The organism is Streptomyces sp. NPDC001480 (genome assembly GCF_042894725.1).
GTDB lineage: Bacteria > Actinomycetota > Actinomycetes > Streptomycetales > Streptomycetaceae > Streptomyces.
Genome location: NZ_JBIAVX010000005.1, coordinates 261,623 through 285,937, shown reverse-complemented (window position 1 = coordinate 285,937; position 24,315 = coordinate 261,623). Strand labels below are relative to the sequence as shown.

The 24,315-nt window shown below is 71.6% G+C and carries 17 protein-coding genes; 13 read left to right on the top strand and 4 right to left on the bottom strand.

Annotation, left to right across the window (positions count from 1 at the left end):
- Nucleotides 1–15 precede the first annotated feature (15 nt).
- Nucleotides 16–1,005 carry a DNA polymerase III subunit delta gene (gene holA, locus ACFY01_RS14205; RefSeq protein ID WP_390735995.1) on the top strand — a complete coding sequence of 330 codons (990 nt, stop codon included), beginning with the start codon at nucleotides 16–18 and terminating at the stop codon, nucleotides 1,003–1,005.
- Nucleotides 1,006–1,206: 201 nt separating this feature from the next.
- Here holA and rpsT read toward each other — a convergent pair whose 3' ends face one another.
- A complete protein-coding gene (gene rpsT / locus ACFY01_RS14200; RefSeq protein WP_361797179.1) occupies nucleotides 1,207–1,473 on the bottom strand; it encodes a 30S ribosomal protein S20 in 267 nt (88 codons plus the stop codon).
- A 220-nt stretch (nucleotides 1,474–1,693) separates the two neighbouring features.
- Between rpsT and lepA the strand changes: the two genes are divergently transcribed.
- Both lepA and ACFY01_RS14190 read left to right on the top strand, forming a co-directional pair.
- Nucleotides 1,694–3,562, top strand: coding sequence for a translation elongation factor 4 (gene lepA / locus ACFY01_RS14195; protein WP_390735994.1), 1,869 nt, complete (start codon nucleotides 1,694–1,696; stop codon nucleotides 3,560–3,562).
- 272 nt (nucleotides 3,563–3,834) lie between these two features.
- Nucleotides 3,835–5,709 (top strand): AMP-dependent synthetase/ligase, encoded by a 1,875-nt coding sequence (locus ACFY01_RS14190; protein WP_390735993.1) that lies wholly within the window; start codon nucleotides 3,835–3,837, stop codon nucleotides 5,707–5,709.
- An 83-nt stretch (nucleotides 5,710–5,792) separates the two neighbouring features.
- On the opposite strand, the gene ACFY01_RS14185 is transcribed toward ACFY01_RS14190, so the two are convergent.
- Nucleotides 5,793–9,884 (bottom strand): HAMP domain-containing protein, encoded by a 4,092-nt coding sequence (locus tag ACFY01_RS14185; RefSeq protein WP_390735992.1) that lies wholly within the window; start codon nucleotides 9,882–9,884, stop codon nucleotides 5,793–5,795.
- Between the two features lie 113 nt (nucleotides 9,885–9,997).
- On the opposite strand from ACFY01_RS14185, the gene ACFY01_RS14180 reads away from it, so the two are divergent.
- From ACFY01_RS14180 to ACFY01_RS14170, 3 genes are all read left to right on the top strand, one after another.
- Nucleotides 9,998–11,923, top strand: a complete 1,926-nt coding sequence (locus ACFY01_RS14180; RefSeq protein ID WP_390735991.1) for a SpoIIE family protein phosphatase — start codon at nucleotides 9,998–10,000, stop codon at nucleotides 11,921–11,923.
- A gap of 27 nt (nucleotides 11,924–11,950) precedes the next feature.
- Entirely contained in the window at nucleotides 11,951–13,183 is a 1,233-nt protein-coding gene (hemW, locus tag ACFY01_RS14175; RefSeq protein WP_390735990.1) for a radical SAM family heme chaperone HemW, read from the top strand.
- Between the two features lie 99 nt (nucleotides 13,184–13,282).
- On the top strand, nucleotides 13,283–13,861 hold the full coding sequence (locus ACFY01_RS14170) for a Uma2 family endonuclease (RefSeq protein WP_390735989.1): 579 nt from the start codon (nucleotides 13,283–13,285) through the stop codon (nucleotides 13,859–13,861).
- Here the strand turns inward: ACFY01_RS14170 and ACFY01_RS14165 are convergent.
- Together ACFY01_RS14165 and ACFY01_RS14160 are read right to left on the bottom strand one after the other, a co-directional pair.
- Nucleotides 13,839–14,654, bottom strand: coding sequence for a DUF3097 domain-containing protein (locus ACFY01_RS14165; protein ID WP_390735988.1), 816 nt, complete (start codon nucleotides 14,652–14,654; stop codon nucleotides 13,839–13,841). The two genes, ACFY01_RS14170 and ACFY01_RS14165, sit on opposite strands and share 23 nt — an antisense overlap.
- A 31-nt stretch (nucleotides 14,655–14,685) precedes the next feature.
- A complete protein-coding gene (locus ACFY01_RS14160; protein ID WP_390735987.1) occupies nucleotides 14,686–15,423 on the bottom strand; it encodes an MBL fold metallo-hydrolase in 738 nt (245 codons plus the stop codon).
- A gap of 174 nt (nucleotides 15,424–15,597) precedes the next feature.
- On the opposite strand from ACFY01_RS14160, the gene hrcA reads away from it, so the two are divergent.
- The 7 genes from hrcA (at nucleotide 15,598) to ACFY01_RS14125 (ending at nucleotide 24,266) form a co-directional block, all read left to right on the top strand.
- Nucleotides 15,598–16,614, top strand: a complete 1,017-nt coding sequence (gene hrcA / locus ACFY01_RS14155; RefSeq protein WP_390735986.1) for a heat-inducible transcriptional repressor HrcA — start codon at nucleotides 15,598–15,600, stop codon at nucleotides 16,612–16,614.
- Nucleotides 16,615–17,748 (top strand): molecular chaperone DnaJ, encoded by a 1,134-nt coding sequence (gene dnaJ, locus ACFY01_RS14150; RefSeq protein WP_390735985.1) that lies wholly within the window; start codon nucleotides 16,615–16,617, stop codon nucleotides 17,746–17,748.
- Between the two features lie 292 nt (nucleotides 17,749–18,040).
- The gene (locus ACFY01_RS14145) at nucleotides 18,041–19,114 is read left to right on the top strand and encodes a nitronate monooxygenase (RefSeq protein WP_390735984.1); all 1,074 of its coding nucleotides are present in this window, start codon (nucleotides 18,041–18,043) and stop codon (nucleotides 19,112–19,114) included.
- On the top strand, nucleotides 19,111–19,863 hold the full coding sequence (locus ACFY01_RS14140; protein WP_390735983.1) for a 16S rRNA (uracil(1498)-N(3))-methyltransferase: 753 nt from the start codon (nucleotides 19,111–19,113) through the stop codon (nucleotides 19,861–19,863). The genes ACFY01_RS14145 and ACFY01_RS14140 overlap by 4 nt, the downstream gene beginning before the upstream one ends.
- A 16-nt stretch (nucleotides 19,864–19,879) precedes the next feature.
- A complete protein-coding gene (locus ACFY01_RS14135) occupies nucleotides 19,880–20,272 on the top strand; it encodes a VOC family protein (protein ID WP_390735982.1) in 393 nt (130 codons plus the stop codon).
- A gap of 105 nt (nucleotides 20,273–20,377) precedes the next feature.
- Nucleotides 20,378–20,944 (top strand): hypothetical protein, encoded by a 567-nt coding sequence (locus tag ACFY01_RS14130; protein WP_390735981.1) that lies wholly within the window; start codon nucleotides 20,378–20,380, stop codon nucleotides 20,942–20,944.
- Nucleotides 20,945–20,990: 46 nt separating this feature from the next.
- Nucleotides 20,991–24,266: a S41 family peptidase gene (locus tag ACFY01_RS14125; protein ID WP_390735980.1), complete on the top strand. Its 3,276-nt coding sequence runs from the start codon at nucleotides 20,991–20,993 to the stop codon at nucleotides 24,264–24,266.
- Nucleotides 24,267–24,315 lie beyond the last annotated feature (49 nt).

Sequence of the window (24,315 nt, the reverse complement as noted above, 5' to 3'; positions counted from 1 at the left end):
GGGATGCTTGTCCCGATGGCCAGGAAGACTGCGAATGACGACCCTCTCGCCCCGGTGACGCTTGCCGTGGGCCAGGAGGACCTCCTGCTCGACCGTGCCGTGCAGGAGGTGGTGGCCGCCGCCAGGGCCGCCGACGCCGACACGGACGTGCGGGACCTGAACCCGGACCAGTTGCAGCCCGGCACGCTCGCCGAGCTGACCAGCCCGTCGCTCTTCGCGGAGCGCAAGGTGGTGGTCGTTCGCAACGCGCAGGACCTGTCGGCCGACACGGTCAAGGACGTGAAGGCCTATCTCGGATCGCCCGCGGAGGAGATCACCCTCGTGCTGCTGCACGCGGGCGGCGCGAAGGGCAAGGGACTGCTCGACGCCGCGCGCAAGGCGGGGGCGCGCGAGGTGGCGTGCCCGAAGATGACCAAGCCGGCGGACCGGCTGGCGTTCGTGCGCGGGGAGTTCCGCGGGTTCGGCCGGTCGGCCACGCCCGAGGCGTGCCAGGCGCTGGTGGACGCCATCGGGAGCGATCTGCGGGAGCTGGCGTCGGCGGTGTCGCAGCTGGTCGCCGACGTGGAGGGGACGATCGACGAGGCCGTCGTCGGGCGGTACTACACCGGGCGGGCGGAGGCCTCCAGCTTCACGGTCGCGGACCGGGCGGTCGAGGGGCGCACGGCGGAGGCCCTGGAGGCGCTCAGATGGTCGCTGGCGACCGGGGTGGCGCCGGTGCTGATCACCAGCGCCCTGGCGCAGGGCGTACGGGCCATCGGGAAGCTGTCGTCGGCGCGCGGTGGCCGCCCCGCCGACCTCGCCCGGGAGCTGGGCATGCCGCCCTGGAAGATCGACCGGGTGCGGCAGCAGATGCGCGGGTGGACGCCGGACGGGGTGGCCGTCGCCATGCGGGCGGTGGCCGAGGCGGACGCGGGTGTGAAGGGCGGCGGGGACGATCCCGAGTACGCCCTGGAGAAGGCGGTCGTCACCGTCGCACGGGCGGCGCGGTCCAGAGGACGGGCGTAGGACGGCGGCGCCGGGCGGGTCACGCCGAAGGCCCCGGCACCCGCCCTGGGGAAGGGCGGAGGCCGGGGCCTTCGGTTCGGACTGGCGGATCCGCGCCCGCGTGGCGAACGCAGGCCGCGCGCGGATCCTGGGGTGCCGGTCGGGAGCGGATGAGAGAGGGCCCGCTCTGGGTCCTTCCGGCGATCAGATCAAAGAAGGGGTTCAGCCCTTGAGGGACGCGACCTTGTTGGCCAGCGCCGACTTCTTGTTGGCGGCCTGGTTCTTGTGGATGACGCCCTTCGAGACGGCCTTGTCGAGCTGACGCGCGGCAGCGCGCTGGTACTCGGTGGCCTTCTCGACGTCACCCGCGGCAGCGGCCTCACGGGCCTTGCGGATCGCGGTCTTCAGGGAGGACTTGACGGCCTTGTTGCGCAGCCGGGCCTTCTCGTTGGTCTTGATCCGCTTGATCTGGGACTTGATGTTCGCCACGAATGAGCCTTCTCAGGTTCTGGCACGGGGCCGCACGGGTCCCGTACCGGTGATTTCTTGGGTCGTGCCTCACGCAGAGAGGGCATGAGACACAGCCACCCAGCCTACCAGCGGCCCATCGAGTGGCCCAAACCCGTCGCCGGTCCCCACCCGTGGGACCATGGAGACTACGTATCGATCCGACCCGAGGCATAAGGCGCCTCAAGAGACAGGACCCTGCGTGCCCGCGACCCCTAACCATGTGCCCGAGCCGAGCCGTACCGACCCGGCGCTGATCCGCAATTTCTGCATCATCGCGCACATCGACCACGGCAAGTCCACGCTCGCCGACCGGATGCTCCAGCTGACCGGTGTGGTCGAGCAGCGGCAGATGCGTGCTCAGTACCTCGACCGGATGGACATCGAGCGTGAGCGCGGTATCACGATCAAGTCCCAGGCGGTGCGCCTGCCGTGGGCTCCCACCCACGACCCCGGCAACACGCACATCCTCAACATGATCGACACGCCGGGGCACGTCGACTTCACCTACGAGGTCTCGCGGTCGCTCGCCGCCTGCGAGGGGACCATCCTCCTCGTGGACGCCGCCCAGGGCATCGAGGCGCAGACCCTCGCCAACCTGTACCTGGCGATGGAGAACGACCTCACCATCATCCCGGTGCTCAACAAGATCGACCTGCCGGCCGCCCAGCCGGAGAAGTTCGCCGAGGAGCTCGCCAACCTCGTCGGCTGCGACCCGGACGACGTGCTCAAGGTCTCCGCCAAGACCGGCCTCGGCGTGGAGGCGCTGCTCGACAAGGTCGTCGCCGAGATCCCCGCCCCGGTCGGCGTCAAGGACGCCCCCGCGCGCGCCATGATCTTCGACTCCGTCTACGACTCCTACCGCGGCGTCGTGACCTACGTACGAGTCATCGACGGACAGCTCAACAAGCGCGAGCGCATCAGGATGATGTCCACCGGCGCCACCCACGAGCTGCTGGAGATCGGCACCAACTCGCCCGAGATGCTCCCGGCGGACGGCCTCGGCGTCGGCGAGGTGGGCTATCTGATCACCGGTGTGAAGGACGTCCGCCAGTCCAAGGTCGGTGACACCGTCACCAGCCAGGCCAAGGGCGCCACGGAGCCGCTCGGCGGCTACAAGGACCCCAAGCCGATGGTCTTCTCCGGCCTGTATCCGCTGGACGGCTCCGACTACCCCGAGCTGCGCGAGGCCCTCGACAAGCTCCAGCTCAACGACGCCGCGCTGGTCTACGAGCCGGAGACCTCCGCCGCCCTCGGCTTCGGTTTCCGCGTCGGCTTCCTGGGCCTGCTGCACCTCGACGTGATCCGCGAGCGCCTGGAGCGCGAGTTCGGCCTCGACCTGATCGCCACCGCGCCGAACGTCGTCTACCGCGTGCTCATGGAGGACGGCAGCGAGCACACCGTCACCAACCCGAGCGAGTTCCCCGAGGGGAAGATCGGCGAGGTGTACGAGCCGGTCGTGCGCGCCACCATCCTGGCGCCGAGCGAGTTCATCGGGTCGATCATGGAGCTGTGCCAGACCCGGCGCGGCACCCTCCTCGGCATGGACTACCTCTCCGAGGACCGGGTCGAGATCCGCTACACGCTGCCGCTCGCCGAGATCGTCTTCGACTTCTTCGACCAGCTGAAGTCCAAGACGCGCGGCTACGCCTCCCTCGACTACGAGCCCACCGGGGAACAGAGCAGCTCACTTGTCAAGGTCGACATCCTGCTGCACGGCGACAAGGTGGACGCCTTCTCCGCGATCACGCACCGTGACCAGGCGTACGCCTACGGCGTGCGGCTCGTGGCCAAGCTCAAGGAGCTGATCCCGCGGCAGGCCTTCGAGGTCCCCGTCCAGGCCGCCATCGGATCGCGGGTCATCGCCCGCGAGACCATCCGCGCCATCCGCAAGGACGTCCTCGCCAAGTGCTACGGCGGTGACATCTCCCGCAAGCGGAAGCTGCTGGAGAAGCAGAAGGAAGGCAAGAAGCGGATGAAGATGGTGGGTTCCGTGGAGGTTCCGCAGGAGGCCTTCATCGCGGTCCTCTCCAGCGATGACAGCGCGGGGTCGGCCAAGGGCAAGAAGTAACCACCGGTAATAAGAGGTGGCGTCCGCAAACCGGGTGCAACAGGGGCTCGTCGTGCGAAAGTGCGGCGGGCCCCTACGCGTGCGTGGCGTCGCTCTCTGTATGACCCTCTGTATGAAATGACATGCCGCCGCCCCTTACGCGTCGGCCCGTAGCGCTTTACTCTGATCCCTGCTCGATAGTTACTCACGAGTTAAACAAGTGGCCGAACCACTGCCGTGAGTCACCCAAGCCGCAACTGACAGCCGCACCGCCGCGGGCCCCGGAGGATGTCGTGAGCGACACACAGACACAGATCGAGAACCGTCCGCCGTCCGTCGCGGCCCTCTTCCTGGAGCGCGTCGACGCCACACCGGACGCCGAGGCGTACCGCTACCCCGTGCCGCCGGCCTCGGGCCAGGGCCCCGACGACTGGAAGTCGCTGAGCTGGGGACAGACCGCCGAGCGCGTCCACGCGATCGCGGCCGGTCTGATCGAGCTGGGCGTGCAGCCGGAGCAGCGGGTGGCGCTGGCCTCCTCGACCCGGGTCGAGTGGATCCTCGCCGACCTGGGCATCCTGTGCGCCGGTGCGGCCACGACCACCATCTACCCGCAGACCAACGCCGACGAGTCGGCCTTCATCCTCTCCGACTCCGAGAGCCGGGTGCTGATCGCGGAGAACGCCGACCAGCTCGCCAAGGCGGTCGAGAAGCGCTCCGAGCTGCCCGAGCTGCACCACGTGGTCGTCATCGACCCGGCCGGTGTGGAGAGCGGCGACTGGGTGCTCACCCTCGCCGAACTCGAGCAGCGCGGTGCCGCGTACCTGGAGAAGCACCCCGAGCTGATCAAGGAGCGGGTCGGCGCCATCACCAAGGACCAGCTGGCGACGCTGATCTACACCTCCGGCACCACCGGCCGCCCCAAGGGTGTCCGCCTCCCGCACGACAACTGGTCGTACATGGCGAAGGCGATCTCCGCGACCGGGCTGATCAGCGCCGAGGACGTGCAGTACCTGTGGCTGCCGCTCGCGCACGTCTTCGGCAAGGTGCTCACCTCCGGGCAGATCGAGGTCGGGCACGTCACGGCCGTCGACGGCCGCGTCGACAAGATCATCGAGAACCTGCCGGTGGTGCAGCCGACCTACATGGCGGCCGTGCCGCGCATCTTCGAGAAGGTCTACAACGGCGTCGCCGCCAAGGCCCGCGCCGGCGGAGCCGCCAAGTACAAGATCTTCCAGTGGGCCGCCCAGGTCTCCCGCGAGTACGCCAAGGTCTCGCAGGACAACTTCCGCCGTACCGGCACCCACTCCGTGCCCTTCGGTCTCGGCGCCAAGCACAAGGCCGCCGACGCGCTCGTCTTCGCCAAGATCCGCGAGGCCTTCGGCGGCAGGCTGCGGGCGTGTGTGTCCGGCTCGGCCGCCCTGGCCCCCGAGATCGGCTACTTCTTCGCCGGCGCCGGCATCCACATCCTGGAGGGCTACGGCCTCACCGAGTCCTCGGCCGCCTCCTTCGTCAACCCCGGCGAGGCCTACCGCACCGGCACGGTCGGCAAGCCGCTGCCCGGTACCGAGGTGCGCATCGCCGAGGACGGGGAGATCCTGCTGCGCGGCCCGGGCATCATGCAGGGCTACCACCAGCTCCCCGAGAAGACCGCCGAGGTCCTGGAGTCGGACGGCTGGTTCCACACGGGCGACATCGGCGAGCTGTCGCCCGACGGCTATCTGCGCATCACCGACCGCAAGAAGGACCTGATCAAAACCTCGGGCGGCAAGTACATCGCGCCCGCCGAGGTCGAGGGCCAGTTCAAGGGCGTGTGCCCGTACGTCTCCAACATCCTCGTGCACGGCGCCGACCGGAACTTCTGCACCGCCCTCATCGCCCTCGACGAGCCGTCGATCCTTCAGTGGGCCGAGGAGAACGGGCTGGGGGGCAAGTCGTACGCCGAGGTCGTCGCCGCGCCGGCGACGGTCGCGATGGTGGAGGGCTACGTCAAGCAGCTCAACGAGGGCCTCCAGCGCTGGCAGACCATCAAGAAGTTCCGCCTCCTGCCGCGCGACCTCGACGTCGAACACGGCGAGATCACCCCGAGCCTGAAGCTGAAGCGGCCGGTGGTGGAGCGGGAGTACAAGCACCTCATCGACGAGATGTACGCGGGGTCGCGGGAGGCGTAGCGAGCGGTGGGGGAGCGTCGGCGGAGCGACGGGGCGGTTCGGCCGCCCCGTTCACCGGCCGCCGCGGCTCCCTCACCCCGGTCTCAGCCACCCGTCGGCTCCCCGGTGCCGGCGCTGCCCTCCGGGTCCAGCAGCGCGCAGACCACCGTGAGCAGCCGGTCGACGTCCACCGGCTTGGGCACGTAGTCGTTGGCGCCGCGCGCGATGGACTTCTCCCGGTCGCCCGGCATGGCCTTCGCGGTCAGGGCCACGATGGGCAGACCGGCCCAGCGAGGGGTGCGGCGGATGGCGGAGATCGTCTCGTAGCCGTCCATCTCCGGCATCATGATGTCCATCAGGACCAGTTCGACGTCCGGGTCGCGTTCGAGGGTCTCGATGCCCTCCCGGCCGTTCTCCGCGTACAGCACGGGCATGCCGACGCGGCCCAGGACATGGGTGAGCGCGAAGACGTTGCGGATGTCGTCGTCGACGATCAGCACCCGCCTGCCGGGCAGCACCTGCCCGGCGCGGCCCGTCCGCCACGCCTCCAGCTTGGCGGGCGTGGGCCAGGAGTCGTCCGCCGCGAGCGGCTCCGCCGAGGGCTCCGGCGGCCGGTCGTCTCCCGCCGGGCCGGCCGCTGTGTGACCGGGGCCGGCGACGGGGACGTACAACGTGAAGGTGGACCCCTTGCCGGGTTCGCTCTCCGCGACGATCCGGCCGCCGAGCAGGCCCGCGATCTCCCGGCTGATGGACAGACCGAGCCCCGTGCCGCCGTACTTGCGGTTCGTGGTGCCGTCGGCCTGCTGGAACGCCTCGAAGATCACCGGGAGTTTCTCCGGGGCGATCCCGATGCCGGTGTCGGTGACGGCGAACGCGATCACCTCGTCGCTGTCGCGGACGTACTGGCGTTCCGGGTCCCGCAGCCGGTTCACCCGCAGCTCCACCCGGCCCGTCGCGGTGAACTTGATCGCGTTGGACAGCAGGTTGCGCAGGATCTGCTGGAGGCGCTGCTCGTCCGAGTACATCTCCCGGGGTACGGCCTCGCCGACCGCGACCTCGAACGCGAGCCCCCGGTCGATGGTGAGCGGGCGGAAGGTGGCGTGGACGTAGTCCAGCAGCTTGATCAGCGGCAGCCGCTTCGGGCGGACGTCCATGCGGCCCGCCTCGATCTTCGACAGGTCCAGGATGTCGTTGATCAGCTGGAGCAGGTCCGAGCCGGAGCGGTGGATCGTCGTCGCGAACTGGACCTCCTGGTCGGAGAGGTGGCCGTCCGGGTTGTCGGACAGCAGGCGGGCCAGGATCAGCAGCGAGTTCAGCGGGGTGCGCAGCTCGTGCGACATGTTGGCGAGGAACTCCGACTTGTACTGCGACGACGTCGCCAGCAGCGCGGCCTTCTCCTCCAGCTCCGCGTTGGAGCGCCGCAGCTCCGCCTGCTGCTTCTGGAGTTCGTCGGAGCGCTCCTGGAGCTGCGTCGCCAGTCGCTGTGACTCACCGAGCAGGGACTCCGTACGGGAGTTGGCGATGATCGTGTTGATGGCGACGCCGATGGTGTTCACGAACTGGTCGAAGAACGCCAGGTGCACATCGGAGAAGCGGGAGAAGGAGGCGAGTTCGATCACGCCGAGGAGCTTGTCCTCGAACAGGATCGGGATGATGACGATGGTGGTGGGGGCCGCCTCGCCCAGACCACTGTTGATCTTGATGTAGTCCGGCGGCGCCTCCTCCACCAGGATCCGCTTCTTCTCCCGGGCCGCCTGGCGGACCAGGCCGTGCACCGGGAGACCGCCGGTCTCGACGGTCGCGCCCTCCGCCGACCCGTACCCGGCGATGAACGCCAGCCCCTTGGCCGGCACGGTACTGCGGACCGCCGGGTCCTCCTCCGGGCTGGCCAGGTAGAACGCGCCGTACTGGGCGTTCACCAGCGGGGTCAGCTCCCGCAGGATCAGGTCGGCGACCTCCATGAGGTCCCGGTGGCCCTGCATCAGCGCGGCCAGCCGGGCCAGGTTGGACTCCAGCCAGTCCTTGGCCCGGGTGGTCTCACGGAGGTTGGCCACCATCAGGTTGATGTTGTCCTTCAGCTCGGCGACCTCGCCGCGCGCCTCCACGGTGATCGAGCGCGACATGTCGCCCTGGGCCACCGCGGAGGCGACCTCGGCGATGGCGCGGACCTGGGTGGTCAGGTTCGACGCCAGCTCGTTCACGTTCGTCGTCAGGCGCTTCCAGGTGCCGTACACGCCCTCCACCCGCGCCTGACCGCCGAGCCGACCGTCGCTGCCGACCTCCCGGGCCACACGGGTGACCTCGGAGGAGAAGGAGGACAGAGTGTCGACCATGGTGTTGATGGCGGTCTTCAGCTCCAGGATCTCGCCGCGGGCGTCCACGTCGATCTTCTTGGACAGGTCGCCGTTGGCGACGGCCGTGGTGACCTGCGCGATGTTGCGGACCTGCGAGGTGAGGTTGTCGGCCATGTAGTTGACGTTGTCGGTCAGGTCCCGCCAGACCCCCAGGACGCCCAGCACCTGGGCCCGGCCGCCCAGCCGGCCGTCGGTGCCCACCTCGCGGGCCACCCGGGTCACCTCGTCGGCGAACGCGCGCAGCTGCTCCACCATCGTGTTGACCGTGTCCTTCAGCTCCAGGATCTCGCCGCGCGCGTCCACGGTGATCTTCTTCGACAGGTCCCCGTTGGCGACGGCGGTGGTCACCTGGGCGATGTTGCGCACCTGGGAGGTCAGGTTCAGCGCCATGAAGTTGACGTTGTCGGTGAGGTCCTTCCAGACCCCCGAGACGCCCCTGACCTGCGCCTGACCACCGAGGTTGCCCTCGGTGCCGACCTCGCGGGCGACCCGGGTGACCTCGTCGGCGAAGGCGGAGAGCTGGTCGACCATCGTGTTGATCGTCGACTTCAGCTCCAGGATCTCGCCCTTCGCCTCGACCGTGATCTTCTTGCCGAGGTCGCCCTGCGCGACGGCGGTCGAGACCAGCGCGATGTTGCGGACCTGCGAAGTGAGGTTGTCCGCCATGAAGTTGACGTTCTCCGTCAGGTCCTTCCACACCCCCGACACACCCCGCACCTGCGCGCGCCCGCCCAGGTTGCCCTCGGTGCCGACCTCGCGTGCCACGCGGGTGACCTCGTCGGCGAAGGCGGACAGCTGGTCGACCATCGTGTTGATCGTCGACTTCAGCTCCAGGATCTCGCCCTGCGCGTCGACCGTGATCTTCTGGCTCAGGTCGCCGTTGGCGACGGCCGTGGTGACCTGGGCGATGTTGCGGACCTGCGAGGTCAGGTTCGACGCCATGAAGTTGACGTTGTCGGTGAGGTCCTTCCACACCCCGGACACACCCCGCACCTGCGCCCGGCCGCCCAGCCGGCCCTCGGTGCCGACCTCGCGGGCGACCCGGGTGACCTCGTCGGCGAAGGCGGACAGCTGGTCCACCATCGTGTTCACGGTGAGCTTCAGCTCCAGCAGCTCACCGGTCGCCTCCACCGTCACCGTCCGGGTCAGATCGCCGCGCGCCACCGCCGTGGTCACCAGGGCGATGTCGCGGACCTGCGCGGTCAGCCGGGCCGCCATCGTGTTGACCGCCTCGGTCACGTCCCGCCAACTGCCCGACAGCCCCCGCACCTTCGCCCGCCCGCCGAGCCTGCCCTCGGTGCCGACCTCGCGCGCCACCCGGGTCACCTCACCGGTGAACAGGGACAACTGGTCGACCATCGTGTTCACCGCCCGGCCGAGCCGCCGCAGATCACCCCGTAACTGACGGCTGCCGTCGTGCAGGTCGACCCGCTGGGTCAGGTCGCCCCCGGCCACCGCGTCCAGCACGCGCGTGGCGTTGGCCGCCGGGGCCACCAGGGCGTCCAGGATCTGGTTCACGTCGTTCACCCGGGATGTCCAGGCACCCTGCCCCGGGCTCGCCGAGACCCGCTCGTCGAGTCGGCCGTGCCGCACCAACTCCCGCTTCACCCGCCGCACTTCCGAGTTGAAGTGCACACCGCGGTCCATGATCTGGTTGTAGACCGCGACGAGTTCGGCGACGATCCCGTGACCCGTCTCCGGTACCTTCGTGAAGTCGCCGTCCCGGGCGGCGGTCATCGCGGCGAGCAGCGGACCCAGTTCGGACGGACGGAGTTCGGGTGCTCGGACTTGTGCCGTTTTCTGTCCGTCTTCGAGCACACGCGTGCCAGTGTTCTCACTCATGGCGGCCCACTTCGGTAACTCGGCGCTTATGGGCGCAGTCAGTCTGTCACTCTGTCCGCTGTCACCGAGACGCATTCGTCTGAAGTTCGTCCGATCTGCTCGGGGAGTCGGCCATGGGCGCCATACCGACGCAACGGGAAACCGTTTCCCGTCCCTCTGATGTGCCCGCGCACGGGGGCGCGGGGGAGCGCGCCGAGATATGCGCGACGCTTTCCGGAAGCCCCCTCGCGCCCGGATCCGCCCGCGCACTGCTGCGCGCGGCGCTCGCCGAGTGGACCGACCTCGGCCTCGCGCCCTCCCAGCGGCTCGCCGACGACGCCATGGTGGTCGTCAACGAACTCGTCACCAACGCCGTCGTGCACGCCGGCACCGACGTCGAGCTGACCTGCCGCCTGGAGGAGACCGGCGCGCTCGTCGTCGAGGCCCGCGACCACCACCCCTCCCGCGCCCCGCGCCGCGGCGGCACCGAAACGCCGCACGAACCCCCCGAGTACGGGCGCGGCCTGCGCCTGGTCGCCACCCTCGCCGAGGCCTGGGGCGTCACCTACCGCACCGGCGCCAAGACGGTCTGGGCGCGCCTGCCCGCCGAGGACAGGCCGGCCGCCGAGGAACCCGAGCCCTACGCCGCGGAATGCGAGGCCTACGCCACGGAACGCGGTCTTGAGGTCGCCGGCATCCTCGCCTTCGACCCGCCCCCGCTGTCCACCGCACTCGAGCGCGGGGACCCCCACCGCGCCGAACGCGACCGCGAATGGCTCGGCCGCGGCGCCCTGTCCTTCCTCGCCGAGGCCTCCGACCTGCTCGCCGGACAACTCGACGAGAACCTCGTCGCCGCCCTCACCGGGCAGCTGCTCGTGCCCCGGCTCGCCGACTGGTGCGCGGTGTGGCTGGAGGACGAGTCGACCGTGACCGGGACGGCCGGGCCCCGGCTGGCACGGGTGTGGCACGGCAGTGAGAACCGCATCGAGGAACTGCGCCGGGCCCTGGAGAAGGACCCGCCGTGCCCCCGGGACGGACTGCGGTCCGGCCCCGAGCCCTACCCCTGGCCCGGCGAGGCGCTCGGCCCGCACGGCACGGACGGCTCCGCGCTGGCGTACCGGCTGATCGCGGGCGGCCGTCCGCTGGGCACGCTGGTGATCGGGCGGTGCGGACCACCGGCCTTCCCCGACGAGATCACCGGCCTGGTCGAGGACCTCGCCCGCCGGGTGGCGCTGGCCATCGGCGCGGCCCGCCAGTACGCCCGCCAGGCCACCATCAGCGCCGTCCTCCAGCGCGGCCTGCTGCCCGGCGCGGTCGCCGAGATCCCCGGCGTGAGCAGCGCACTCGTCTACGAGCCGTGCGACAAGGGCGGCCCCAGCGGCGACTTCTACGACCTGTTCCCGGCGGGCGACGGCCGCTGGTGCTTCGCGATCGGCGACGTACAGGGAAAGGGACCGGAGGCCGCCGTGGTGATCGGGCTCGCCCGCCCCTGGCTGCGGCTCCTGGCCCGCGAGGGCTACCGCGTCGCCGACGTCCTCGACCGCCTCAACCAGCTCCTCCTCGACGACGCCACCGAGGCCGCCGACGCCGCCGCCCGCGCCCTGGTCGCCGCCGGCGGCCGCCCCGTCGCCCCCGGCGACGGCCCGCAGACCCGCTTCCTCTCCCTGCTGTACGGCGAACTGGCCCCCTTCGACGGAGGCGTCCGCTGCACCCTCGCCTCCGCCGGGCACCCCCTGCCGCTGCTCCTCGGACCCGACGGCCGGGTCCGTACGGTCGCGAAGCCGCAAACGCTCCTCGGGGTCATCGAGGACGAGACGTACACCAGCGAGACCTTCGAGCTGGGACCCGGGGACACCCTGCTGTGCGTCACGGACGGGGTGACCGAGCGCCGCTCCGGCTCCCGCCAGTTCGACGACGGCGACGGGCTGGCGCAAGCGCTCGCGGGCTGCGCGGGGCTGAGCGCCGAGCTGGTCGCGGAGCGCATCCGCCGGCTGGTGCACGAGTTCGGCGGCGGCCTGCCGGAGGACGACCTGGCGCTGCTGGTGCTCCAGGCGGAGTAACCCCGCCGGTACGGGACAATGGGGGTCATGCCCTCCGCACTCCCCGACGGCGAGCCCGTCCCCGCCGACGGTGCCCTGCCCGCCTCCGCGCTCGCCGGGGCCGCCGACCGGCCCCTCGGCTTCTACCTGCACGTCCCGTACTGCGCGACCCGCTGCGGCTACTGCGACTTCAACACCTACACCGCCACCGAGCTGCGCGGCACCGGCGGCGTGCTCGCCTCCCGCGAGAACTACGCGGACACCCTGACCGACGAGGTCCGCCTGGCCCGCAAGGTGCTCGGCGACGACCCGCGCGAGGTCCGCACGGTGTTCGTCGGCGGCGGTACGCCCACGCTGCTGGCCGCCGACGACCTGGTCCGGATGCTGGGCGCGATCCGCGACGAGTTCGGCCTCGCGCCCGACGCGGAGATCACCACCGAGGCGAACCCGGAGTCGGTGGACCCGGCGTACCTCGCGCGGCTGCGGGAGGGCGGCTTCAACCGGATCTCCTTCGGCATGCAGAGCGCGCGGCAGCACGTGCTGAAGGTCCTCGACCGCACGCACACCCCCGGCCGCCCGGAAGCCTGCGTCGCGGAAGCGCGCGCGGCGGGCTTCGAGCACGTCAACCTCGACCTGATCTACGGCACGCCGGGCGAGTCCGACGACGACTGGCGAGCCTCCCTCGACGCGGCCCTCGGCGCCGGACCCGACCACATCTCGGCCTACGCCCTGATCGTCGAGGAGGGCACCCAGCTCGCCCGCCGCATCCGCCGGGGCGAGGTCCCGATGACCGACGACGACGTCCACGCCGACCGCTACCTGATCGCCGAGGAGCGGCTGTCGGCGGCCGGCTTCGACTGGTACGAGGTCTCCAACTGGGCCACCTCCGACTCGGCCCGCTGCCTGCACAACGAGCTGTACTGGCGGGGCGCCGACTGGTGGGGCGCGGGGCCGGGGGCGCACTCGCACGTCGGGGGCGTCCGCTGGTGGAACGTGAAGCACCCGGGGGCGTACGCGGCGGCACTGGCGTCCGGCCGGACACCGGGCGCGGGCCGGGAGCTCCTGTCCGACGAGGACCGCAGGGTGGAGCGCATCCTGCTGGAGCTGCGGCTGCGGGAGGGGACGCCGCTGTCCCTGCTCAAGGAGGAGGGCCTGGCGGCCTCCAGACGCGCGCTGGGGGAGGGGCTGCTGGAGGGCGGCCCGTACGACGAGGGGCGCGCGGTGCTGACGCTGCGGGGGCGGTTGCTGGCGGACGCGGTGGTGCGGGATCTGGTGGACTGATCACTCCGGCGAGTGAATCGCCCCGGAACTCCGGTTCGCTCCCTACCCTGGTTCGTAGGCTGCCGCCGACAGGACGCGGCGGATGTGGAGGCCACGGAGATGACCGCTGTGGACGAGCGTGGGATGACCAAGTACTTCGAGGAGCTTCAGCCTCCCGAGGGTGTCAAGGTCGAGCTTCTCCGGGGGGAAATCGTGATGATGGCCAGCCCTGATCTTGTGCACAACATGATCGTGGAAGACGTGCTGGACCAGATCCCACGTAAGCGGTGGTCTCGCCTGCAGACCCAGGACGTCGACATCCTCGATGAGGCCAGTGAGCCGGTACCGGACTTGGTGGTTCTCGAGCGCGACGCCAGGCCCGCCTCGGGCCGCCTGCTGCCGTCCTCACTGATCACGATGGTCGTCGAGGTCGTCTCCAAGACCAGCGTCCAGCGGGACTACGAGATCAAGCGGTCGATCTACGCTGCCGGCAAGGTGCCCGTCTACCTCATCGTGGATCCGGTCATGGCGCAGTGCGTCCTGCTGACGAGGCCCGTCGGGAAGGGAGACGACGCCGACTATCAGCGGCAGCAGGTCACCAAGTTCGGGGCGCCGCTGCCACTGGAGGAACTCGGGCTCGAACTCGATACCACCGAGTTCGCAACATTCCCCAACGTCAGGCCCCACCGCTACCCGTAACGAAGTCGATCAGCTCCTCCACCCTCCCCAGCAGCTCCGGCTCCAGGTCCTTGTAGGACCCCACCCGCTTCAGGATCGCCTGCCACACCGCCCCGGTGTTCTCCGACGGCCAGCCCAGCGCCCGGCAGACCCCCGTCTTCCAGTCCTGGCCGTGCGGCACCCGGGGCCAGCCCGGAATCCCCAGGGCGGCCGGCTTCACCGCCTCCCAGATGTCGATGTACGGGTGACCCACCACCAGCGCGTGTTCGCTCGTCACCGACTCCGCGATCCGCCACTCCTTGGTACCCGGCACCAGGTGGTCCACCAGGACACCGAGCCGCGCGTCCGGCCCCGGGGCGAACTCGGCCACGATGGCGGGCAGGTCGTCCACGCCCTCCAGGTACTCCACGACCACGCCCTCGATGCGCAGGTCGTCGCCCCACACCTTCTCGACAAGTTCCGCGTCGTGCCGGCCCTCGACGTAGATGCGCCCGGCGCGGGCCACGCGCGCGCGTGCGCCGGGGACGGCGACCGAACCGGACGCGGTACGGGTGGGACGTACCGGAGCGGACGACGACGGCCGCACCAGCGTGACGACCCGGCCCTCGAGCAGGAACCCGCGCGGCTCCAGCGGGAACACCCGGTGCTTGCCGAAGCGGTCCTCCAGGGTCACCGTGCCCGCCTCGCAGCGGATCACCGCGCCGCAGAAACCGGTGCCGGGCTCCTCCACCACAAGACCGGGCTCCGCCGGGACCTCCGGGACGGGCTTCGGCTTCTTCCACGAAGGGGTCAGGTCGGCGGAGTACTGGCGCATTCGGATGACGATAGGAGAAGCCGCTCCGCCATCAGGGCGACACGCCGAAACGCGCCGCCAGCTCGTCGCGCTGCCGCCGCACGAACGCCGCGTCCACCACCGCTCCGTGACCGGGCACGTACAGCGCGTCCTCCCCGCCGAGGGCCAGCAGCCGGTCCAGGGCGGCGGGCCACTGGGACGGTACGGCGTCTGGACCGGCCTGGGGTTCGCCGGACTCCTCGACCAGGTCGCCGCAGAACACCACCTCGGGCTCGCCGGGAACCGAGCCGGGGACGAGCACCACGAGGTCGTGGCCGCTGTGCCCCGGGCCCACGTTGGCCAGCAGCGCCTGCCTGCCTCCGCCGAGGTCGAGGGTCCACTCGCCCGACACCAGATGGCGGGGCAGCGGAAGGGAGTCCGCCGCCTCGTCCGCCTCCGCCACCGGCACCCCCTGCCGGACGGCGTCCAGGCGGAGCTCCGCTCGCTCGTTGGCGAACAGCGCGTCCATGCCCACCGCCGCGAACATCTCCGCGCCCGCGAAGGCCGCCGCACCGAGCACATGGTCGAAATGGGGGTGGGTGAGCGCGAGATGGGTCACACGGCACCCGGCCAGCTCCTGGGCCTGCGCGCGCAGGCGCGCGCCTTCGGCGAGAGTCGACCCCGCGTCGACCACGAGCGCCGTACCCTCGCCGAGGACCAGCCCCGTCGTGCAGTCCCAGTGCGGCAGCCGGACCCGGCCCACCCCGGCGGCCACCCGCTCCCACCCCAGCTCTTCCCAAGTCACGGTCATACCGCGACGCTAGCGGGTACGACCAACACCCGGGCACGGCGGCACGAACCGGCCTTGCCCGGGGTGTACCCCACGGCCGTACACTGGGCCGGGGGATGCTGGCACTCGCGAGCTCAGAGTGCCAGGCCAAGGGCCCGAGGGCCGCAGGGGACGACTTTCTGGAGGTGTGCGCGGATGCTGAGTGAACGCAGGCTTCAGGTGCTGCGCGCCATCGTCCAGGACTACGTCGGCACGGAGGAGCCCGTCGGCTCGAAAGCGCTCACCGAGCGGCACAGCCTCGGCGTCTCCCCGGCCACCGTCCGCAACGACATGGCGGCCCTGGAGGACGAGGGGTACATCGCGCAGCCGCACACCAGCGCCGGGCGCATCCCCACCGACAAGGGCTACCGGCTCTTCGTCGACAAGCTCGCGGGCGTCAAGCCGATGACCGCCCCCGAGCGGCGGGCGATCCAGAACTTCCTCGACGGCGCCGTCGACCTCGACGACGTCGTGGCCCGCACGGTGCGGCTGCTCGCGCAGCTGACCCGGCAGGTCGCGGTCGTGCAGTACCCTTCGCTGACCCGCTCGACCGTGCGGCACGTGGAACTGCTCTCGCTCGCCCCCGCGCGCGTGATGCTCGTGCTGATCACGGACACCGGCCGGGTCGAGCAGCGGATGGTCGACTGCCCGGCCCCGTTCGGCGAGGCGTCGCTCGCGGACCTGCGCGCGCGGCTGAACAGCCGGGTCGCGGGCCGCCGGTTCACCGATGTGCCGCAACTGGTCGAGGACCTCCCGGAGGGCTTCGACATGGAGGATCGCGGTACGGTCTCGACTGTGCTCTCCACCCTGCTGGAGACACTCGTCGAGGAGAACGAGGAGCGGCTGATGATCGGCGGTACCGCCAATCTCACCCGCTTCGGACATGACTTTCCCCTCACCATCCGGCCGGTGCTCGAGGCGCTGGAGGAGCAGGTCGTCCTGCTCAAGTTGCTGGGCGAGGCGAAGGATTCGGGCATGACCGTGCGCATCGGCCACGAGAACGCCCATGAGGGACTCAACTCCACGTCGGTGGTGTCGGTCGGTTACGGTTCGGGCGGCGAGGCGGTTGCCAAGCTCGGCGTGGTCGGACCGACCCGCATGGACTACCCGGGAACGATGGGAGCGGTACGCGCAGTGGCACGGTACGTCGGACAGATCCTGGCGGAGTCGTAAGTGGCCACGGACTACTACGCCGTTCTCGGCGTGCGCCGCGACGCGTCGCAGGAAGAGATCAAGAAGGCCTTCCGTCGGCTCGCTCGCGAGCTGCATCCGGACGTCAATCCTGATCCCAAGACGCAGGAGCGGTTCAAGGAGATCAACGCCGCCTACGAGGTGCTGTCGGACCCGCAGAAGAAGCAGGTCTACGACCTCGGTGGCGACCCGCTCTCACAGGCGGGCGGCGGCGCGGGCGGTTTCGGGGCCGGTGGCTTCGGCAACTTCTCCGACATCATGGACGCCTTCTTCGGTACGGCGTCCCAGCGCGGCCCGCGCTCGCGGACCCGGCGCGGCCAGGACGCGATGATCCGCATCGAGGTCGAGCTGGACGAGGCGGCCTTCGGCACGACCAAGGACATCCAGGTCGACACGGCGGTCGTCTGCAACACCTGCAACGGCGAGGGCGCCGCGCCCGGCACCACCGCCCAGACCTGCGACATGTGCCGCGGCCGCGGTGAGGTGTCCCAGGTCACCCGGTCCTTCCTGGGCCAGGTCATGACCTCGCGCCCCTGCCCGCAGTGCCAGGGCTTCGGCACGGTGGTGCCGACGCCGTGCCCGGAGTGCGCCGGCGACGGCCGCGTACGCTCCCGGCGGACCCTGACCGTGAAGATCCCGGCCGGTGTCGACAACGGCACCCGCATCCAGCTCGCCGGTGAGGGCGAGGTGGGTCCGGGCGGCGGTCCCGCCGGTGATCTGTACGTCGAGATCCATGAGCTGCCGCACTCCACGTTCCAGCGGCGCGGCGACGACCTGCACTGCACGGTCACCATCCCGATGACCGCGGCCGCCCTCGGCACCAAGGTGCCGCTGGAGACGCTGGACGGCATGGAGGAGGTCGACATCCGCCCGGGCACCCAGTCCGGCCAGTCGATCCCGCTGCACAACCGGGGCGTCACGCATCTGCGGGGCGGCGGCCGGGGCGACCTGATCGTGCACGTCGAGGTCACCACCCCGACGAAGCTCGACCCCGAGCAGGAGCGACTGCTGCGCGAGCTTGCCAAGCTGCGCGGCGAGGAACGCCCGCAGGGGCAGTTCCAGCCCGGGCAGCAGGGTCTGTTCTCGCGGTTGAAGGACGCGTTCAACGGGCGCTGAGGTGAGCTGGTGCGCGGTGGCTGACCGGCTCTGCCGGGGGTCCGGGGGTTGCCCCCGGGCAGGCACGGTCAGCCGGGGCAGCAGGGTCTGTTCTCGCGGTTGAAGGACGCGTTCAACGGTCGGTGAGCGTGCCTGGGGCTGCCGCCCCCAGACCCCCGCTTCGGCCTGAACGGCCTCGTCCTCAAGCGCCGGACGGGCTTATTTTGCCTGGCCAGCGCCTACATCTTCCCCTGGCATATGTCAGGGGAAGCCCGGATTCGGACTTGTTCGGAGGACGTGACAACATGCCGTCATGTCCTCCGCACTGACCGATCTCTTCACTTATCCGATCGTGCAGGCCCCCATGGCGGGCGGCGTCTCCGTGCCGCAGCTCGCCGCCGCCGTCTCCGAGGCGGGCGGTCTCGGGTTCCTGGCCGCCGGGTACAAGACCGCCGACGGCATGTACCAGGAGATCAAGCAGCTGCGGAGCCTGACCGGCCGCCCCTTCGGCGTGAACCTCTTCATGCCGCAGCCGGAGTATGCCGAGTCCGGTGCCGTCGAGGTCTACGCCCACCAGCTGGCCGGCGAGGCCGCCTGGTACGAGACCGAGCTCGGGGACCCGGACAGCGGCCGGGACGACGGCTACGACGCCAAGCTCGCCGTGCTGCTGGACAACCCGGTGCCGGTGGTCTCGTTCCACTTCGGCGTGCCGAGCCGGGACGTGCTCGACTCGCTGCGCCGGGCCGGCACCCTCACCCTGGTCACCGCGACCACCGCCGAGGAGGCCCTCGCGGTGGAGGGGGCCGGGGCCGACGCGGTCATCGCGCAGGGCGTGGAGGCCGGCGGCCACCAGGGCGCCCACCGGGACGTCCAGGAGACCGACGGCTCCGGCATAGGTCTCCTCTCGCTGATCGCGCAGGTCCGCGAGACCGTGAGCATCCCGATCGTCGCCGCCGGCGGCATCATGCGCGGCAGCCAGATCACCGCGGCCAGGGCGGCCGGCGCGAGCGCGGCCCAGCTGGGCACCGCGTTCCTCGCCACCCCCGAGTCCGGCGCGAACGCCCTGCACAAGCAGGCGCTGACCAACCCGCTGTACGCCCGCACCGAGCTGACCCGCGCGTTCTCCGGCCGCCCGGCCCGCGGCCTGGTCAACCGGTTCCTGCGGGAGCACGGCCCGTACGCCCCCGCCGCCTACCCGGAGGTCCACCACCTGACCGCGCCGCTGCGCAAGGCCGCCGCCAAGGCCGGTGACGCGCAGGGCATGGCGCTGTGGGCGGGCCAGGGGCACCGCATGGCGCGCGACCTGCCGGCCGGGCAGCTGGTCGAGGTGCTGGCCGCCGAGGCCGAGGCGGCGACGACGGCGTTGTCCCAGGGCGGTGCCCGATGACCGCGCCGGTCTTCGTGGTCGACTCCCTTCAGGGCGTGGGCCCCGGCTCGGTCGTCGACGTGACGGGCCCCGAAGGACGGCACGCGGTCTCCGTACGGCGGCTCCAGCCCGGCGAGGACGTGGTGGTCACCGACGGGCAGGGCCGGGGGGCGGCCGGGGTCGTCCTGCGCGTGGAGGGCAAGGACCACCTGGTCGTCGAGCCCTTCGAGTTCCCGGTGGAACCCGAGCCCAGCCCCCGCATCACCGTCGTCCAGGCCCTGCCCAAGGGCGACCGCGGCGAGCTCGCCGTGGAGACGATGACCGAGACCGGCGTCGACGCGATCGTGCCCTGGTCGGCGTCCCGCTGCATCACCCAGTGGAAGGGCGAGCGCGGTCTGAAGGCGCTCGGCAAGTGGCGTGCCACCGCCCGCGAGGCCGGCAAGCAGTCCCGGCGGCTGCGCTTCCCGGACGTCGCGGACGCGGCGACGAGCAAGCAGGTTGCCCAGCTTCTCGCCAAAGCCGACTTCGCCGCCGTCCTGCACGAGGACCGGGACTACCCGAGCGAGCCGCTGGCCACCGCCGAACTCCCCGCCGGGGGCGAGATCGTGCTGGTGGTCGGTCCCGAAGGAGGCGTCTCCCCACAGGAGTTGGCGCTCTTCGAGGAGGCGGGCGCGAAGGCGTACCGGCTCGGGCGTACCGTACTGCGTACATCGACCGCCGGGACCGCCGCGGTGGCCCTGCTCCTGGGCCGTACCGGCCGCTGGTCCTGACCGCTGGGGGAAGACCGTGGAACTCGCCCAAGTAAGGCTGCTGGTCAGCGACTTCACCGCCTGCTACCGGTTCTACGCCGACGTGCTCGGCCTGAAGCCGCAGTCCGGCGCGACCGGGGGACCGTACGAGAAGTTCAGCCCGGCCACCGGCTCCGCCGGGATCGCGCTACAGGACCGCTCGATGATGGCCGAGGTCCTGGACGAGCTGGGCGACACCGCGACCGGCCACCGCTCCCTGGTGGTCCTGCGCGTCGACGACCTCGACGCCTACTGCACGGAGATCACCGGCCGCGGCGCCACCCTCCTGCACGGCCCGGCCCCCATGACCGAACGCATGCGGGTCGCCCACCTCAAGGACCCCGAGGGCAACCTGGTCGAACTCCAGGAGTGGCTGCTGCTGCGCACCTGACGCGTCCCCGCGCACCGGAGAGCCACTCGAAGGTGGGGCACCCGAACACTCGAGTGGCCATATGCGCCCTACCGCCCCGTCCCCGTCGGTGGCACGCTGCCCTCCATGGGGGCTTTCAGGCATGATCGGCACCGGTCCCGCCGGACGCGGGTGGCGGCCGTGGCGGGGCTCGCGGCGGTGGCCGTGGGCGGCGTCGTGGCGTGCCAGCCGACCGATCTGAGTTCGGCGTCGGTGGCGTACACGACGGACAGGACCGCGACCGCGGAGCTGGAGCGGCAGCACGTGAAGGTGCGGTGGCTCACCTGCACGGGCAGCTACGGAGGCAAGGGCTACACCCCCGGGAAGACACCGTCGCCGAGTGAGAGCACCGTCGTCAGCGTCGACTGCCAGGGAGAGACGGACGACGGGCGGAAGATCACCGTCACCGGCAAGGTCACCAAGGCCGTCGACGGCGCGTGCGTACGCGGCGACCTCACCGCGAAGGTCGGCGGCAAGGAGTGGTTCCACGTGGACGGGCTGGGCAACTGCGACGCCAAGCCCGGACCCACCTACACCCCGCCCGTCACCTACCGGCCCTCGAACGGGCAGCCCCGCCCCACCGTCACCGTCACGGTCACCAGGACGATCTGGTGCAAGGGCGACCCGACCTGCTGGCCCGTCGAGGGCAAGTGATCGGAAACCGGACCCGCGGACGCCGTCCGCTGCGTAGGGTGATCGGGTGACCCAGGGCGCATCCACCACGACAGCGGCAACCCCGGCATACCTCCGATTCCCGCATGTGCGGGGCGACTTGGTCGCCTTCACCGCCGAGGACGACGTGTGGCTCGCCCCGCTCGACGGCGGGCGGGCCTGGCGGGTCAGCGCCGACAACGTACCGGTGACCCATCCGCGCATCTCGCCCGACGGCACGACGGTCGCCTGGACCTCCACCCGCGACGGCGCCCCCGAGGTGCACATCGCCCCCGTCACCGGCGGCCCGGCGAAGCGGCTGACGTACTGGGGGAGTTGGCGCACCCAGGTGCGCGGCTGGACACCCGACGGGCGGGTCCTGGCGCTCAGCACCCAGGGCCAGGCCAGCCTGCGCCGCAGCTGGGCCCACGCGGTCCCGCTGGACGGCGGGCCCGCCGCCACCCTGCCGTACGGACCCGTCGGGGACGTGGCGTACGGCCCGGCCACCGTGCTGCTGTCCGCGCCGATGGGCCGCGAGGCCGCCTGGTGGAAGCGCTACCGGGGCGGTACGGCGGGCAAGCTGTGGATCGACCGTGCCGCCGAAGGCGAAGAAGGGGCCGGGGAGTTCGTACGGCTGCACGAGGAGCTCGACGGGAACATCGAGTACCCGGTGTGGGTGGGGGAGCGCATAGCCTTCCTGTCCGACCACGAGGGCACCGGAGCGCTGTACTCCTCCCTGGCCGACGGCTCCGACCTGCACCGGCACACGCCCCGTGGGGGCACCTCCCGCTCGAGCGAAGCCGAGAGCGGGGGAGGTTTCTACGCCCGGCACGCCGCGGGCGACGGCACCCGCGTCGTCTACGCCGCCGCCGGTGAGCTGTGGCTCCTGGACGACCTGGACGGCGCCGAGCCGCGGCGGCTCGACATCCGGCTCGGCGGGCCGCGCATGGACCTCCAGCCGCACCCGGTGAACGCCGGCCGCTGGTTCGACTCCGCCGCCCCCGACCACACCGCGCGCGGCAGCGCCGTCGAGGTGCGCGGCTCCGTCCACTGGGTCACCCACCGCTCCGGGCCCGCCCGCGCGCTGGCCGCGCGGCCCGGCGTCCGGGCCCGGCTGCCGCGGGCCTTCCGCGCAGACGGCGAGGAGTGGGTGGTGTGGGTGACCGACGCCGAGGGCGACGACGCCCTGGAGTTCGCCCCCGCCACCGGACTCGCGCCCGGCGCCACCCCCCGGCGGCTCGCCGCCGGACAGCTCGGCCGGGTCCTGGAGCTGACCATGGCCCCCGACGGCAGCCGGGCCGCCGTCGCCGCCCACGACGGGCGGCTGCTGCTCGTCGAGCGGGAGACCGGCGAGGTCCGCGAGGTCGACCGCAGCGAGGACGGCGAGCCCTCCGGGCTGGTCTTCTCGCCGGACTCGGCCTGGCTCGCCTGGTCCCACCCCGGCCCCCGCCCCCTGTCCCAGCTGCGGCTCGCCCACACCACCGACCTGTCGGTCACCGACGCGACCCCGCTGCGCTTCCAGGACTACGCGCCCGCCTTCACCCTCGACGGCAAGCACCTCGCGTTCCTCTCCACCCGCGCCTTCGACCCGGTCTACGACGAGCACGTCTTCGACCTGGCCTTCGTGGTCGGCTCCCGCCCCTACCTGATCGCCCTCGCCGCCACCACCCCCTCCCCGTTCGGCCCGCAGCGGCACGGCCGGCCCTTCGACGCGCCCGACAAGGACGAGACTCCCGACAGCGAGGGCACCCCGACCACCCGGATAGACCTGGAGGGGCTCGCCGACCGGATCGTGCCCTTCCCGGTCGAGGCCGCCCGCTACTCCAACCTGCGCGCCGCCAAGGACGGGGTGCTGTGGCTGCGCCACCCGGTGCGCGGTGTGCTCGGCGCCTCCCGGGCCAACCCCGACGACCCCGACCCCAAGACCGAGCTGGAGCGCTACGACCTCGTCCAGCAGCGCATCGAGCACCTCGCCGCCGACGCCGACCACTTCGAGGTCAGCGGCGACGGCAAACGCGTCCTGCTGTGGACCGACGGCCGGCTCCGGGTCGTCCCCAGCGACCGGCGCGCCTCCACCGACGACGACGGCGACACCTCCGTCACCGTCGACCTCGCGCGGGTGCGGCAGACCGTCGACCCGGCCGCCGAGTGGCGCCAGATGTACGACGAGACCGGCCGCATCATGCGCGACCACTTCTGGCGGGCGGACCTGGGCGGCGTCGACTGGGACGGCGTCCTCGACCGCTACCGCCCGGTGCTGGACCGCATCGCCACCCGCGACGACCTCGTCGACCTGCTGTGGGAGGTGCACGGCGAACTCGGCACCTCGCACGCGTACGTCACCGCGTACGGCGCGCACGGCGGCGGCCCCCGCCAGGGCCTGCTCGGCGCCGACATCTCCCGCCACGAGGACGGCAGCTGGCGCATCGACCGCATCCTGCCCGCCGAGACCTCCGACCCCGACGCCCGCGCCCCGCTCGCCGCGCCGGGCGTCGCGGTGCGCGCCGGGGACGCGATCGTCGCCGTCGCCGGGCACCCCGTCGACCCGGTGACCGGTCCGGGCCCGCTGCTCGTCGGCACGGCCGGCCAGGCGACCGAGCTGACGATCTCACCGGCAGGCGGCGGCGAGCCGCGGCACGCGGTGGTGGTCCCGGTCGCCGACGAGGAGCCGCTGCGCTACCACGCCTGGGTCGCCGAGCGGCGCGCCCACGTCCACGAACTCTCCGGCGGCCGGCTCGGCTACCTCCACGTGCCCGACATGCAGGCCCCCGGCTGGGCCCAGATCCACCGCGACCTGCGCGTGGAGGTGGCCCGCGAGGGGCTCGTCGTCGACGTACGGGAGAACCGCGGCGGCCACACCTCCCAGCTGGTCGTCGAGAAGCTGGCCCGGCGGATCGTCGGCTGGGCCCGGCCGCGCGGCCTCAGGCCCTACAGCTACCCGCAGGACGCTCCCCGGGGCCCGGTCGTCGTGGTCGCCAACGAGTTCTCCGGCTCCGACGGCGACATCGTCAACGCGGCGGTCAGGGCGCTCGGCATCGGCCCGGTCGTCGGTACCCGTACCTGGGGCGGCGTCATCGGCATAGACAGCCGCTACCACCTGGTCGACGGCACGCTGATCACCCAGCCCAAGTACGCGATGTGGCTGGAGGGCTACGGCTGGGGCGTGGAGAACCACGGCGTGGACCCGGACGTGGAGGTGGTCCAGCGCCCGCAGGACTGGGCCGCCGGCCGGGACGCCCAGCTGGACGAGGCGGTGCGGATGGCCCTGGCCGCGCTGGAGGACAACCCGGCGAAGACCCCGCCGCCCCTGCCGGAGCTGGACTGACACCCGGGGTCGCTACGATGCCCCCGTACCGGATCACCGGCGTGAGGAG

Bases quoted from the DNA above. Each gene is read 5' to 3' on its own strand.
- holA (WP_390735995.1), top strand. From the start codon at position 16: ATGGCCAGGAAGACTGCGAATGACGACCCTCTCGCCCCGGTGACGCTT.
- ACFY01_RS14185 (WP_390735992.1), bottom strand. From the start codon at position 9,884: ATGAGTGAGAACACTGGCACGCGTGTGCTCGAAGACGGACAGAAAACG.
- ACFY01_RS14180 (WP_390735991.1), top strand. From the start codon at position 9,998: ATGGGCGCCATACCGACGCAACGGGAAACCGTTTCCCGTCCCTCTGAT.
- hemW (WP_390735990.1), top strand. From the start codon at position 11,951: ATGCCCTCCGCACTCCCCGACGGCGAGCCCGTCCCCGCCGACGGTGCC.
- ACFY01_RS14170 (WP_390735989.1), top strand. From the start codon at position 13,283: ATGACCGCTGTGGACGAGCGTGGGATGACCAAGTACTTCGAGGAGCTT.
- ACFY01_RS14165 (WP_390735988.1), bottom strand. From the start codon at position 14,654: ATGCGCCAGTACTCCGCCGACCTGACCCCTTCGTGGAAGAAGCCGAAG.
- ACFY01_RS14160 (WP_390735987.1), bottom strand. From the start codon at position 15,423: ATGACCGTGACTTGGGAAGAGCTGGGGTGGGAGCGGGTGGCCGCCGGG.
- hrcA (WP_390735986.1), top strand. From the start codon at position 15,598: ATGCTGAGTGAACGCAGGCTTCAGGTGCTGCGCGCCATCGTCCAGGAC.
- ACFY01_RS14145 (WP_390735984.1), top strand. From the start codon at position 18,041: ATGTCCTCCGCACTGACCGATCTCTTCACTTATCCGATCGTGCAGGCC.
- ACFY01_RS14140 (WP_390735983.1), top strand. From the start codon at position 19,111: ATGACCGCGCCGGTCTTCGTGGTCGACTCCCTTCAGGGCGTGGGCCCC.
- ACFY01_RS14130 (WP_390735981.1), top strand. From the start codon at position 20,378: ATGGGGGCTTTCAGGCATGATCGGCACCGGTCCCGCCGGACGCGGGTG.